Origin of the sequence: Streptomyces sp. NPDC091412 (assembly GCF_044756885.1) — a bacterium.
In the GTDB taxonomy this organism is placed as follows: domain Bacteria; phylum Actinomycetota; class Actinomycetes; order Streptomycetales; family Streptomycetaceae; genus Streptomyces.
The window spans coordinates 1-13,616 of the sequence record NZ_JBIVTV010000048.1; the positions used below are offsets into that span (position 1 = coordinate 1).

General features: G+C 66.0%; 13 protein-coding genes and 2 pseudogenes. 5 read left to right on the forward strand and 10 right to left on the reverse strand.

The features are described from left to right. The first annotated feature begins 124 nt into the window (after window positions 1–124). Window positions 125–523, forward strand: coding sequence for a DUF4328 domain-containing protein (locus tag ACIQMV_RS39085; protein ID WP_402597872.1), 399 nt, complete (start codon window positions 125–127; stop codon window positions 521–523). 219 nt (window positions 524–742) lie between these two features. On the opposite strand, the gene ACIQMV_RS39090 is transcribed toward ACIQMV_RS39085, so the two are convergent. From ACIQMV_RS39090 to ACIQMV_RS39105, 4 genes are all read right to left on the reverse strand, one after another. Beyond that, window positions 743–931, reverse strand: a complete 189-nt coding sequence (locus ACIQMV_RS39090; RefSeq protein WP_402597873.1) for a hypothetical protein — start codon at window positions 929–931, stop codon at window positions 743–745. A 393-nt stretch (window positions 932–1,324) separates the two neighbouring features. After that, the gene (locus tag ACIQMV_RS39095; RefSeq protein WP_402597874.1) at window positions 1,325–1,510 is read right to left on the reverse strand and encodes a hypothetical protein; all 186 of its coding nucleotides are present in this window, start codon (window positions 1,508–1,510) and stop codon (window positions 1,325–1,327) included. A 210-nt stretch (window positions 1,511–1,720) separates the two neighbouring features. Further along, the gene (locus tag ACIQMV_RS39100; RefSeq protein ID WP_402597876.1) at window positions 1,721–2,347 is read right to left on the reverse strand and encodes a hypothetical protein; all 627 of its coding nucleotides are present in this window, start codon (window positions 2,345–2,347) and stop codon (window positions 1,721–1,723) included. Window positions 2,348–2,734: 387 nt separating this feature from the next. Further along, window positions 2,735–2,998, reverse strand: coding sequence for a hypothetical protein (locus tag ACIQMV_RS39105; RefSeq protein ID WP_402597877.1), 264 nt, complete (start codon window positions 2,996–2,998; stop codon window positions 2,735–2,737). A gap of 517 nt (window positions 2,999–3,515) precedes the next feature. Here ACIQMV_RS39105 and ACIQMV_RS39110 point away from each other — a divergent pair. Beyond that, window positions 3,516–3,842: a hypothetical protein gene (locus ACIQMV_RS39110; RefSeq protein ID WP_402597879.1), complete on the forward strand. Its 327-nt coding sequence runs from the start codon at window positions 3,516–3,518 to the stop codon at window positions 3,840–3,842. A 1,248-nt stretch (window positions 3,843–5,090) separates the two neighbouring features. Here ACIQMV_RS39110 and ACIQMV_RS39115 read toward each other — a convergent pair. The 4 genes and pseudogenes from ACIQMV_RS39115 to ACIQMV_RS39130 form a co-directional block, all read right to left on the reverse strand. Further along, complete coding sequence (locus ACIQMV_RS39115; RefSeq protein WP_402597881.1) at window positions 5,091–6,128, reverse strand: hypothetical protein; 1,038 nt, start codon at window positions 6,126–6,128, stop codon at window positions 5,091–5,093. Between the two features lie 154 nt (window positions 6,129–6,282). Continuing rightward, on the reverse strand, window positions 6,283–6,651 hold the full coding sequence (locus tag ACIQMV_RS39120; RefSeq protein ID WP_402597883.1) for a hypothetical protein: 369 nt from the start codon (window positions 6,649–6,651) through the stop codon (window positions 6,283–6,285). After that, window positions 6,651–7,595, reverse strand: coding sequence for a PQQ-binding-like beta-propeller repeat protein (locus tag ACIQMV_RS39125; RefSeq protein ID WP_402597884.1), 945 nt, complete (start codon window positions 7,593–7,595; stop codon window positions 6,651–6,653). The genes ACIQMV_RS39120 and ACIQMV_RS39125 overlap by 1 nt, the downstream gene beginning before the upstream one ends. Before the next feature lie 173 nt (window positions 7,596–7,768). Next, window positions 7,769–7,879 (reverse strand): annotated as a pseudogene (locus ACIQMV_RS39130) (IS5/IS1182 family transposase); the annotation flags it as partial. 342 nt (window positions 7,880–8,221) lie between these two features. Between ACIQMV_RS39130 and ACIQMV_RS39135 the strand changes: the two are divergent. Beyond that, a complete protein-coding gene (locus ACIQMV_RS39135) occupies window positions 8,222–9,025 on the forward strand; it encodes a hypothetical protein (RefSeq protein ID WP_402597885.1) in 804 nt (267 codons plus the stop codon). Window positions 9,026–9,812: 787 nt separating this feature from the next. Here the strand turns inward: ACIQMV_RS39135 and ACIQMV_RS39140 are convergent. Beyond that, entirely contained in the window at window positions 9,813–9,944 is a 132-nt protein-coding gene (locus ACIQMV_RS39140) for a hypothetical protein (RefSeq protein WP_402597886.1), read from the reverse strand. A gap of 374 nt (window positions 9,945–10,318) precedes the next feature. Between ACIQMV_RS39140 and ACIQMV_RS39145 the strand changes: the two are divergent. Both ACIQMV_RS39145 and ACIQMV_RS39150 read left to right on the forward strand, forming a co-directional pair. Beyond that, a pseudogene (locus ACIQMV_RS39145) lies at window positions 10,319–10,867 on the forward strand (AAA family ATPase); the annotation flags it as partial. Between the two features lie 183 nt (window positions 10,868–11,050). Further along, on the forward strand, window positions 11,051–12,952 hold the full coding sequence (locus ACIQMV_RS39150) for a tetratricopeptide repeat protein (RefSeq protein WP_402597889.1): 1,902 nt from the start codon (window positions 11,051–11,053) through the stop codon (window positions 12,950–12,952). A gap of 44 nt (window positions 12,953–12,996) precedes the next feature. On the opposite strand, the gene ACIQMV_RS39155 is transcribed toward ACIQMV_RS39150, so the two are convergent. Beyond that, window positions 12,997–13,326, reverse strand: a complete 330-nt coding sequence (locus ACIQMV_RS39155) for a hypothetical protein (protein ID WP_402597887.1) — start codon at window positions 13,324–13,326, stop codon at window positions 12,997–12,999. Window positions 13,327–13,616: the final 290 nt, after the last annotated feature.

The window sequence follows — 13,616 nt, forward strand, 5'->3', positions numbered from 1 at the left end:
TACAACTTGCACCGGCTGCACAGCAGCCTCGGCTACCGCAGCCCCGCCGACTACGAAGCCGCCCTGGCGGCCTGACCACCACACCGATGGTGTCCGTCAAAGCGAAACAAGCTCACTCGACAGCATGCGCTCACTCGCAGACACAGTTTGGCCCGCGGGACAGCGCCGCCACCGCGCCTGGGTGCTCTTCGGCTGGCTGGTTCCATTGGCACAGCTGTTCATACCGAAGATGTTCATCAACGACCTGTGGGCTGCCGCCCAGCCAGCGATGCGACGCCGTCGCGGCAACCCTCTGCTCACTGTGTGGTGGCTCACTGTTCTCGCCGCAGACAACTGGGCCACCTACTCGGCTCTGAAGCAAGCTGCAACAGCTGGCGACGCCCGACGAGCGCTGCGGCAGGTGATGCTCAGCGATGGTCTGCTCATCGCAGCCGCCGCGCTGACAATCGCCGTCGTCTGGCGGCTGAGCGGCATGCTGCACTGCGCCGTTATCGAGAGGCAGCGAGGCCCTGGCGGCAACTAGTGCTCCAGACCGGAGAGAAAAGCCGGACTTGTCAAGACCGCATGCGGTGGCTGACATCAGCGGCTGACACCAACAAGCGCGAACAGCAGCGGTCCACGCCGGACCTCAGTGGATGATCCGCCGAGGCGTAGGACCGGTTGGTCGATGTCGACGGTCCCCAGTGATCGACCTGATAAGGATGAGGTCAGTCCTTCAAGCCAGGTGCCCGGCATCAGATAGCTACTGGACTATGAGGCCGACAACTACGGCAATCAATCCACCGAAAAGCGCCAAAATGCCCTGCACCATCCCGGACTTGTACGAGTACGGCCCCACATCCTGAACCAACTTCCATCCGCGCCGACGCCCGATCGTCACCCATCCCATAACGACCAGCCCCACGACCATAAAGAAGAGCCCGATGTGCACGGGATCATCGTCGGTCGTACTCGCAGCCACTGCATACATCACATCGGCCGATGCTACGCGCAGGGTCCTTTCGCGTGTCAGGCATACCCGAGGCGACCGCCCACGGGGCTCAGATCGTGCCACTCTCGTGCCAGAACGGGCGGGGACTCACGGGGAACCGGGGTACGGAGCGAGCACCACTACCCGCACTGCACCAAACCAGGGAACCCACAGGTCGGACCCGCGATGGCCCCACCTCGCTCCTAAAGTGGTTGTCCAGACCGCTCACTGAGTCCACACCCGCTGGAACTCCTCGACCGGAATGGTCTCCAGCAGGTCCTCTTCACGGTCGATCGCTTGGTCTGTCAGGAAGCCGTGCTCGTCCTCCAGGTGCTCCCAGCTGTACCGATGGAGTCAGCCGGCCGGAGTCAGCTCGGCTTGCTTGATGGCAATCAACTCGCCGCAGCTGGGTACGGCCTCGAAGAACCACAAGCCGCCCTCCTCATCGGTGCCGCGGAAGTGGTGCCGCAGAGTGGCGCCCTCATCGAGTGCTCGGAAGTACGCCACGCGCTCTGCTTTGATGCGCTCCAGGTCAACCACGGGTCCACCGTGCCAGCGAGCGAGCGCGGGTTGCTCCGTTCTGACATCTACGAGTGACATCAACGACGCCGGACGCCAGCACTCCTAGGCGGTCCAACATGGCCAGTCCGGCCGGTTGGTTCCCCGGCAGTGCCGAGCAGAGATCGAACTCCTAAAGCGGTGGTCAACGCGAGTGCTGCACAGCAGCTACCACCACCGGGTCCCCGACGCTCACGCCCCATACGTGAGATCCCTGCCACCGCTGGCCCCGATCAGCCAAGACAGCGAACCGCTGCCGAATGGCCAACCGGTGGTGGCTACCTCAACCCAGCCGTTGCCCGGCTCGCCAGACCCCGCGTCCCACCACCACCAGCTGCGGTCGTCGCCCATGCCCTCCTCGGTTGGGTCGAAGTAGTAGAGCCAGTCTGAGAGCGTCCAAGGTCCTTGACTGAAGTCCGCCTTCTGCTCGGGTGTCATCGCCTGCCACTTCTGGAGCCAGGCCTGGGCGTCGAATGACAGGCCAGCCCCCGACTCCGCGTGCTCCGGCGCACACCGCTGCACGAACCATGCCGGTAGCAGCTCCGACCACCGCTCGAAGGCGGGCCAGTCATTCGTCCGCTCGACCACAGGCGTCAGCACAGCGCGGGCATCCGCGATGACCCGTGCCGGATTCTCAGCGGTGAACCGGACCCGCACGAGAAACGGCCTCTGCTGACTGTCATCAGATCCGAGACCGGACCGGAGACGTCGAAGCTCGCCCTTGATGATCTCCACGGCGAAGAAGTGTGCACTGCCACCGGCTTCGCCGCACGTAGACGGCGTGCCGAACGCCATAGCGCTGGCGGAGATCACGGCCATGCCGTACGGGATGGACCTCCCGGCCCTTGGAGCCCTTCGTCATGGGTGAGGTCTTCTGGCACGCCCATACCCACCAGGTCAGGGTGCGGCTCGACGAGTGGCCGACAGCCGACGCGTGATCGCCCCTGGGCCGTCTCTGGGCCGTCCGAGGCCGCGCAGTAGCGACCGGTGACGACTACTAACGACAGCCGTAGCGAGAGACAGCTGCAGGTCACCCAATTGGATCTGCGACACTGGTACCGCCATGCCTAAGCCCGGAGATCTTGCATCTGTCAAGGTCGTCGGTTGGGGCTGACACCAACAGCTGCGAACGGCAGCGGTCAGCCAGGTATGGCAGCGGACTACACGTTACGAGGCCGTTGCGCGGAACCTTGTCCTGGGGGACGCCTACCGGCGCTGGTTGCCGTAGATCACTTGCGCGAGCTCGCGGGCACGCTGCACACGGGGGTCGTGCGAGTCGGCATCTAGCTGGGCAACTGCCCACACAGCAAGCTCTGTCACGGTCACACGCTTGCTCCAAGCGACCTCGGGCGCCAACTCGCCGATGAGGGTGCGAAGCTCGGTCTTGATCGCGTGAGTACTCATGTACTCGGCCTTGTCGGGCTGGCCCACGATCCTCTTCACCCCGCTCTGATCTGCGATCTCCTGCAATCTGTAAGCCTACGGCGTTTGATGACCCCAGCGGGCAGCGCTAGTTAGCGACCACCCTGCCGGTAGTTCGTCTCCAGGAGGCCGGCGCGGTAATGCCGTGGAGTCTGGGTCGCGATTCTCGGAAGGTCGGACCATCCCGACAACAGGCGCTCCGGGGGCTCCCGAGGCGGATGCCGAACCGGCGGGAGTAAGAGGCGGCTCGCGGGGTGGTCGTACGAGCGTGGCGCGCGATCGGCGTCCTGAGTAGTCCCCACCGGACCTCGGCTGTACAGCAGCGAAGTACTACAGGTTCGAATCCTGCCGAGTGCACACAGGTGAGAGGCCCCGGAGTCATCCACATAGAGCTACGGATCAGAAGGCTTCTGACATCCACTGCTGACATCAACGACGCCGGACGGGCTCCAGATCCGGGCGGCGGCGCTTGACTGGGCCATTAAGACTCCACCGACCTTGGGATAATCTGTCCGGCTCATGGGCCTGCGTGATCATGCCAAGCGGCCTCCGGGGAGGGGACAGCGTGCACCCGCTGAGGGAGCTCTACAAGAAGTTTGCGAAGACGCATCACATACCCGGCGACGAGGAGTTCGCGAAGGCCAGGCCGTGTGAGTGCTCACCCGCGTGGCCGGCGCTTGAAACGACCGCCAACGGCTACGTGATGCGCGCGCTGCCGTCGTCGCACTACAGCGTCCTGACGAACCCCGAGGTCGGGACGTTCGTCGCTCGATGCGCGAGCTGTCACGCTCGATACCCTGATCCCTGGGTTGTGGACACTACCGAGCCAATGCCCTTCGCCTGGGCGCGGGAGTCCGACGAGCCGTCCAGTCAAGACCGCCCGGATTCCTGACATCAGCGGCTGACACCAACGAGCGCGAACGGTGCCGATCGACGCCGAACCTCAGCGGCAGGCGGATTGAGGCACGGGGGAGGTTCGCGGTGGGTCTCCGAACCCTGTGATCGACCTGATAAGGATGAGGCCGGACCTTCAAGGCTGTGTCCGGCACGGGCACTGCTCCAACCTATGGACGGCGTCCCGTGGCTTGCCCCAGTCATTAAGACTCCGTCGCCCGGAAGGTGCGTGGTTCGGCTGCTGACTACGCAGGAGGGGCGTAAGGGTTCCCGTCGGACGCTGGTGAGCCACCCCACTGCGCCCCCGGCGGCGGGACAGGAGACCAGTCCGGGCCGCGGTGATCCAGCCACCACCTACCGATGATAAGAAACTTCTGCTCGAAGCTGCGATCCCAGCTGAGGAACCCGGTGATCGGCGCCCGCAGGCGGGTACGGCGGCCGCCCGCCTCGTAGATCACGACGGTCCTGCTTCCGAAGAGGGACTCGATCAGGATGGCTTGGACGTTCGACCATGGAATGGTCCTGCGGCGAAGGTTGTGCACTATGGCCGCCGACGGCGTGAGAGTGACCCCGAAGGGCCACGAGGTGGGCAACAGGACACCCCACAGGAGCAGTGTGAAAAGTAGAGGACCAATCGGCCCCCCGTCCAACCAGAACAAGACCTGGAAGGCCGTGACGGGGATGGCGGGCAGCACGGACAGGAGGCGTTGGAGACGCGTCAACCGGTAACGGATGCGCTCCGGTGGCATAGCCTCGACCTGCGATTGCTCCATCGGTCCCCGCCCCTCACACAATGCGGCCAGCGCTGGCCCATCAACGCCAAGGCAGCATGGCGGACCAGGAGCGCGCTGTCCATCTGCCTACTCTTGGAGACCGAGCAACCGCTCTGGAGAACTCGTCTGGCCACTTGCTGTGGCATCTCTGTCGGCCCCGCGCGGTATCGGGCGCGCCTAGATCACCGATGGCCCTCCAGGAGGCGGACGCACGGTTGCACGTGCCCTACATCGTGCAGCAGACGTTCCCTGTTGAGCTTCACCGGAAGCCGGTACACGGCGGTCCGGGTGGTCCGACGCGGAGGTCGGTCCAGCAGGCTCCGTATGTCTGCTACGGCCTGCGGTTAACGACCGCAGCGCGCCAATGAGGAGCGGGCATCGCGCAACCGGGCCGCCCCTGACCGTTTCGCTTGGCCAGGGGCCGTTCACCTACGCGGTGGGTGTGGGAACTGTAACCGAGATGGTTCACCGGGTCAGCGGCGCCGCCAGCGCCGGGGCGGGGACGCCGGCGGGATCTCCACCGGCTGGGTGGTCAGGTACCAGGAGCCGACGACGCAGTCGATGACCAGGAAGCCGGGGCGAGGCAGACGCAGCGTATTGCGCCCGTCGCGCAGGTCGTACGCATCAACACTCCAGTCGTTGTCACCGGGGGTGTCCTCGGGCCATGCGGGTAGGCGGCAATCGCAGGCAGAACGGGACCGCAGGCACTGACACACGTAGCGGACCTCCCAGATCTCGTTGTCCTCGAACTGGACGGTGAGGACCGCCGGGCCGCCGTCGTAGCGAAGCACCTCGTTACCGTGGCCGCGGTGTTCGGGGGCGAGCGCGGTCGCGGCCGACAGCGGGGCGACCCGGATCGACCAACGGCGGCCGGACCAGCTGTCGACGAGCAGGTGAGTGGCGTCCGCGGGCAGGTAGCGACGGCCGTGGTACTCGTAGGGGGCGGAGAGAAGAGTGTCGCCGATTTTGGTCAGATCCTCGGTGCGCGTCATGGTCTTGATCTCGAACAAAGTCTCGTCCTCGCCGTCGGTGACATCGACCTCCACCAGGGCAGGACGGCCGGGCTCGGGACGGTCGATGAGCACCTCGGTCTCGCCGAAGCCGTTACCGGTGTACACGTAGCGTTCGCCGGTACCGGTGAGCGGCTGCGGGCGGCCGGGGCCAGCGGCCGGCGGGAGCGCGTCGATCGGGACGGGCCGGCCATGGAGCCGGGCGTCAAGGCGGATCATGGCCGCGCGACCGTCGCGCAGGGCGGTCAGCGCGTCGGGTTCCCTACGCGCCGCACTGGCCCTGTCGTACGCCGCCAATGCCGCCCGGTACTCCTTCAGAACGGCGGGGGTGGCATCGGGGCCCTTGACGTCGAACTCCAAGGCGGCCACCTCCTCCCCGAAGGCAGTCACCGACTCCTCTACCGCTGCGGGCAGTGCGGCCCGGTGCCGACGCAACATCAGGTAGAGCCCGCCCACCCCCACCCCCAGGCCGAGCAGGAAACTCACCGCATAGCCGATCATGCCCGGCATCCTCGCACAGGCGTCCACCGCTCAACTGCCCTTCCAACCAGCTCGATCGCCAACCCGGCAAACCAATCCGGTCACAGCACCGGGTAGCGACCCCGTCGGGTGGCTGACCGGTGCCGGGATGCTCGCCGGGCGCGGCGAGCGGCGCTCAGCGCAGGCCGTAGGCGGGTTCTCCGATGGTGCCGTTCTCGACGACGATCACGAACTGGCCGTCGGCTCTCCACACGTCCGACGCCGCGGGCTCCCACGTTCGCAGCGCCAGCAACGACATCTTCCGCCGGGTGCGGACGTCCAGCCGCTCGAGGGAGTCGTAGGTCAGCGCCCAGACCGAGGAGCCGTCCACTGTCAGACCGCTGACCTCCTCGTGCAGCTCGGTCGTCCAGCGGTGGCTGCCGTCGGCCAGCGAGTAGGCGACCAGGCGACCCTTGCCCTGGCGGATCTCTCCCCCGTTGCGCGCTCGGGCGTAGTGGATGTCGCTCTCCTTGCTCGCCGCGACGATGAGCAGGTCGTCGGTCACTACGGTGCGTAGGCGGGCCGCACGGCGAAGTCTGCAGACTCGTATCCGTGGGCGGGGATCTGCAGGTCGTACTCCGCCTGGGCGAGCGGGATGGTCGATCGCACCCGGCCGCTCGGGTCGTAGCCGAGCACGGCGTGGGTGCCGCGGCTGCCCGCTTCGTCCACCCACAGGGTGACCGGGTCCGTCGACAGGACGGCCACGTTCTTCAAGTGGGTGGTGACCGGGAGATCGGCGCGCATGCCCTGCCACCCGTCCGCGGGGCGCAGCGTGCGCAGCACGGGCGGGTGATCCTCGCACTTCGTCACCGTCACCACGGTGCTCGGGCCGCCGGCGAGGTGCACGGGTGCGCAGTCCTTCCCGGCTGCGGTCCGCCACATGGTCCGGCCGTCGGCCATGCTCAGTCCGCGCCAGCCGTCCGGCTCCTGGACCACCGCGGTCTTCCCCGCGATCGCCAGCACCCCGGAGTGGACTGTCTCCCCGTACCGCACCGGAGCGTCCGCGTCGATCGACCAGCGGGGCCTGCCGGTGGCCAGGTCGAGCGCGACCACCGTGCCGCACGGCTTGTCGGCGGCGCCGTGGCCGAGCAGCCCGACCCCGTCGGCGACCACCTCACTCATCCCGCACACCGTGTCGCGACCGGGCGGACTCCACTGCCACGCGACCTCTCCGGTCGCGGCCCGGTACCCCACGACCGCGTCCGGACGGGCCCGCACCACCACGTCCCCGCTCAACCAGCTCCCGACCGCACGGACGTCCGAAGGGCGGTCGGACGGAGCACGCCACACGACGTCGATGCCCTCCCCGCCGAAGAGCCGGAAGGCGCCGACAGCCAGCAGGCTGCCGATCACGAGAGCGACCGCGCGCCCGAGGAAGGACGGCTTGAAGGACAGTCTGGCCAGAGCAAGGTGCGTGAAGAGCCAGCCCATGAAACCTATGAGCACCATCCAGAGCTTGGGACCAATGAATCCGCCGAACTCGCAGAAAAACGCAGTCAGTGCGACAACCGCGAGGGCGGAGAAGAAACAGAGGGGAAGGCAGCCCGCCGCCGACCCGATCAGGCCGCTTTCACCGGATGCCGGCTGCTTGGGCTCCTCGCTCACCGGCGCAGTGTCCTGGATTTCCGCCCCGGCCTTCGCCTTCTTGGTAAGCGCCAGGCCGCCAGCACCGGCTCGATCAACTCCCAGCGGGCATCGGACAGATCACTCGGATATGGACGTCGCGCGCTCATGTTTTGGACATATCGCGTGCAGTCGAGTGCGCCCAGGCGCACGGCAATACCCGTGGAAGCACAGCTCAGATGCCGACGTCCTGGGATGAGACAGGCGCAAGCCTCCACCAACCCCAAGCGTCACCCCGCTAGCCCCGTGGAGCCCGATCAACCCAACAGCCCCCTCGACACCACACCCGCCCCTGGAAGAAAAGCGGTGATAGCTGGATGGAAGAGGTGAAAACGACCTCTCAGACCGCGTTTGAGATCTGCCGACTGACTCGCCCCGACGAACGGGATCAGCCGCCGCCTTACGGATGGCGCGACCACCAAGGCGCGGCCTGAGCGGACCACAACGACCTCTTGGAGAAGAACGTCGTGCAACTCGCACCCTCAGCCCTCCACGCCACCGCCCAAACCCTCACCCGCTACCTCGGCGCCGACACCTGGCAGGTCAACGAGCTGATCACCGACGGCATCATCAACCTCGAAGGCCCCCACGACCGCCAGATCGGCATGCGCATGATCGGTGACGGCAGCAACATCCAGCTGTGGGCCACCGGCGGCACCCAGCCCGACGGCCACGAGCCCATCGAAGGCATCGCCCCCCTGCCGCACGGCCACCGCTGGCACACGCCGGTCCACATCGGAGCCCTCGAACCCGACAAGGCCCCCGGCGTCGTCCTCTACAACGCCATCAGCCAGCTCCTGCTGCCCGTGTTCGACACCAAGCCCCTCTACGTCGGCCACCAGCCGTGGGCAGAGGCCCTCGACAGCGCACTGTCCGACGTGATGGCCGAGTCGACACCGGCGGCAGGCGCCTCCCTGCGCGACTGCGGCCCGGAAGCGCATACCCAGCCGCAGGACACCGGTGAGGACAGGGAACCCGAGCCCGAGCCCGCGCCCGAGGCCACGCCGGAACCCGAGCCGCAGGCCCCGGCCCAGCCCACCGCCAAGGTCATCCCGATGCGGGCCCGCCGCGCCAAGCCCGCCGCCGACACGGCCGACACCCCGGCCGACGACGCCGAGGCCAAGCCGCGCCCCACCCGCAGGCGCGCCCCCGCCAAGCCGGCTGCCAGGGCCGACACCGCGGTCGCCGACACCAAGGCCAAGCGCCCGGCCCGCAAGCGCACCGCCAAGCCGACCGCCGACAAGCCCACCTCCTGACCCACCCCCGCACCGGGCCGCCCACCCCACCAGGTGGGCGGACGATCGGGACCTGGTGTCGGCTGGCCGCATGGCTCACCGACCAGGGCATCACCACGCTGAACGCCTCCACCACACAGGTACTGGGTGAGTACGGCCGTCACGTTCGCGACAGCGGGGCGGCCCGCATCAGAGTGCACAGCGGACTGTCGTCGCTGACCCGGCTGTGGGTCTTCGACCAGCTCAGCGGCCGTCCCAGCGGAATCGGCTGCCCTCCGTGGGAGATCGAGAGGGTGGACAACAACCTGCCGCCGGCGACGCCAGGCGGCGAGAACACCGCCACGGCGATCGCCGATCAGACCATGGGCCCCTGCTCCTGTGGGCGATCCGCACGGTCGAGGAGTTCAGCGACGACATCCTGTCCGCCTGGGCCGAACGGAACCGGCTGCGTGCGGCGGCCGCCGCCAACATCGCCACACCCGCCTCACGGGCCGCTCTTCGGGCCTTCATGGACCGCATCGACGCCGGCCAACTGCCCATTCCGACCACACAGTGGCTGGGCAGAACCACGATTGCTGGCGCGTATATCGCCGGCAGCTGCTCCATGAACTGTCCCAGCCCAACCCCCCGGTCCGGGCGCTGCCGACCCAGCCGCTCCCGGGCCGGAGCCACTGAGTCGCTGCCCGGCTCGCCGCATGGCGTCGCAGGCTGCGTGGCGAGGTTTGAGATACCCCAACTTCAGAGCCTGGTGCGGGCGTTGAGCTGAGCAGCGGCAGAGAGGGCCCGCGCGTCAGGCCCTCAAGTTCCGTCACGGTTGGACATCCACGTCATGGCCATCAACGATCGCGCCGTCGTCGACGCAGCGCTCCACCGTAACGTCACCCGAAGCCGTGGTCGTAGAGTCCTTCAACCGTGCCCCACGATTCAGGTCGATCGTCACGCGAGCCCCACCTGCCACTGATGCACTGCCGCCAAGCAGCCGCGCGCGGCCTGACACACGTTCGAGGTAACGGCTCCGAGGGGTAGCTGTTGAGCGGGCCCGTTGCCAATAGAGCAGTGCCGCCGAAGCCAAGGCGCAGGCGGCCAGACCCGAAGCCACGCCCCAACTCCACTCCTCCGTCAATAGATTGATGAGCACGCCGGTGGCCACCCCCAACGCGACGGTGGCCACCGCCTGACACAACGCCCTCAGATGCATCCCAGCCCTCACCCCTAGCCACCGGCAGACACTGTCGAACATCATTACAGTAGAAGGTGATTGATGGGCCGTCACTCTGCCTCGGACTGCGGTGAAGGGGGACCGAAGTGGATAACGTGGGGAACTTCGCCGACCGGGATGACGCTCTGCGTACCTTGGACGGTGTCGTGGCAGAGGACTCCGCCCACCGGGCTGTAACCGTGTGGGGGATGTCGGGCCAAGGGAAGACTCGACTACTCCAGCACTTCGCAGAGAGGGAAAGGCAATCGGAGCGATCTCGAGCCGAAGGCAGGGTCGCACTGATCGACATACAGGACCTCCAATCCTGCGACGATGCGGCGCACGGATACGGTCCTGATCTCGCTACGGACCTCTTGAGGGAAATCGCACGGCACTTGGCAAACTGGCAACCCGCTCGTCGGCGCAGATACCTCCTGGATACCTACAAGCGAGCAGAATCCAGGGCCCAAGGAGACTGGGCCACCGCCGTCGGCATCAACATCTCAGTATCCAAGGCCAGTAAGATGGTGAACTCACCGACGACAGTAAACATGCCTCTACCTGAAGAGGTATTTCTCACCGCTTATCGGAACTCATTGATCGATGCATTGTGCCGGCTGGCCTCAGCGGACAGCCGCAATGCACTTCTCCTCATTGACACCGTCGAACTGCTGCAGCTACGGGATGACGCAGCACGACATCGTTCTCCTCAACCCCGGCATACAGCGGCAGTGGGGAGCTGGTTCACAGACCGAGTGATTCCTCGACTGCTGGCGTCTCAGCCTGGCTTGAAAGTCATAATAGCCGGGCGAGAGCGCATACCTCTACGCCGAGTCTCAGCGACGCAAGTGCAGCTCGTTGAATGGACAATCACCAACACCGCAGACTTCCTGAATTCCTGCCAGATCGACAAGTCGCTCGTAGAGCCAGTTCACCGCCTGTGTCGAGGTCTGCCAGGCTGGACCAGCATGGCGGCCCAGTTGATCCAACAGGAGTCCACTGGACGCAATCCCATTACTTTCCATTGGCTTTCCAGCGCAGCGACGGGGAAAGTTGTCGAGGAATGGCTGCCGGCGGTCTTCCTCGACCGACTGCCACTGCATCAGCGAAGCGTGGTCGAAGCTGCAGCTGTCCTGCGCACCGTCACGAAGGGCTCCCTTTCCTACATACTTCGACGCAGCAACCTTTTGGGCGGGTTGACCGAAGACTGGTTCAGGCAACTCCTGAGTTATTCATCTTTCGTGCGACGACGAGATGACGGATCCCAGGATTATCGGCTACACGGCCTGGTGCGCTCGGCTTTCCTCGCTCATCTGCAGAGGCATGAACCAGAGCGCTTGCGCGAACTCCACGGATTCGCCGGTGACTATTTCAAGTCTGGAGGGAATTTCCTTGAAGAGGCGTATCATCGCTTCGCCAGCAGCGATGACCGCCTTGTCGACGAGTGGCACGATCAGCTACAGCGCGCACTGGACTTGTGCCAGTTAGAGCACAGCGCCCGACTCCTTGATGCTGCTACAACGCCCGATCATGCGGAACGAGTGCGGAAATGGAGTCCGCTAGTTCACGCACACACACTCAGGTTCTCCGCATTCATGCACTACATCCGGAACGAAAGCGTCCAAGCACAGCAATTACTCGTTCCCGCCTTATCGCTGTACGAGAAGTTGGGCGACACGCGAGGACAAGCAGACACGCTGCGCACACTCGGCAATGTGGCCTATTTGTGTGACGAGTACGCACAGGCAGAGAAATTCTTGCGTTCGTCACTGCGCCTCTATCAGAGGCTGAATGACAAACTCGGCCAAGCGTGGACCCTCAGAGCATGGGGGGATGCAGCAAACCTACGCGGCAATCATGCGCAGGCTGAGAGCCTTCTTGAGGATGCCTTGTGGCGTCACCAGGAACTGGGTAACAAGCACGGCGAAGCCGACACCTTACGCTCACTTGGCAACGCGGTTCGCATGCGCGGCAACCACGCCCGCGCCGAGACCCTGCTCCAGTCAGCGCTGGCCCTGCACAAGCAACTGAACGATGAGTACGGCGAAGCGTGGACTTTGCGGTCTCTCGGGAACATGGCACGACTACGCGGCGCCTATCGGCGCGCGGAAGAACTCCTGGAGAAATCGCTGACTCTGCACAGAAAGCTGCAGAATCGGCACGGCGAAGCCGACACCTTGCGCTATCTCGGTAATGTGACTTATCGGTCTCGCGACTACGAAAGAGCACAGGGGTTTCTTCGGCGAGCCCTGGCCATCCATGAGGAGCTCCAGGACCGGCTCGGTCGAGCCGAGACTCTGAGCTCGCTGGGCAACGTAGTTCGCCGAATGGGGGACTGCGTCGGGGCTGAGCAGCAGTTGCTCTCCGCGCTGTCGCTCTACCGGGACCTGGGTAACCATGGTGGCAGAGCCTGGACCCTACGCTCCCTTGCCGGTGTGGCCCACGCGCGAGGCGATCACACAAGAGCTGAGGAGCACCTCAAGACAGCCATGGCACTCTTCACGCAACGAGACGACCGGCTCGGCCAGGCTTGGACTCTGACCTCCTTGGGCGATCTCGCCTACGCACGCAGAGAATTTGAGCAGGCGGATCAACTGCTGCGCCACGCATTGCAGTTGCACCAAGAAGTGCAGGATGGCCACGGTCAGGCGCGGACGCTGGCGTCACTAGGTGTCGTCGCACATGAACAAGGCGATGCCATACGGGCCTCGAATCTGCTGGACGCGGCCAACGCGCTTGAGGAGCGATAAGCAGTCAGGAACTCGTGGGCATCATCCGGCCGTTCCTGCTGGACCTACTGCTGTGCCGCGATGGCGGCGGGCTCCTCGCTGGGGGCGGCTGCCAGGATGGCGTCCCGGACGGCGACCGCTCGGCCAGCCTCGCCCCGGACATCCGCGAGTGCGTGTCCGGAGAGGTTATAGCCGGCCTGGAAGTCCAGGATGTTCGCCAGCCGGTCCCCGACCATCCAGTGGTCGGGAAGGGGGCCGTCCCCGACCCTGCGGGCGCGGGGAGCACCCGTCGTCCTCGTCCGGGCCGAGGTTGATGACGGGACCATCCCCGCGGGCGCGGGGATGGTCCCGCCGTCCTCGCCGCCGGTGTCGGCGTGTGGCTCTGCTCCCCGCACCCGCGGGGATGGTCCCTCCGGCAGATCCACACTTGGCTGAATGGTTCGCTGCTCCCCGCACCCGCGGGGATGGTCCCAAGTGCGACGACTAGTGCTGTGGCCGGAAAGGTTTGCCGGGAAGCTCGCGGCGTCCGGTGCTGGGGGCACCTCCCACGCCCTTCGGGCAGTGGGGGAACATCGCAAGGCGGAGCATCACCCGCGTACGGGATGTACTCGGGTGATGCGACAACGCGGCGTGGGGGTACCCCCGGCCGAAGGCTGGGGGAGTGCCGTGCCGGGCGCCGCGAGCC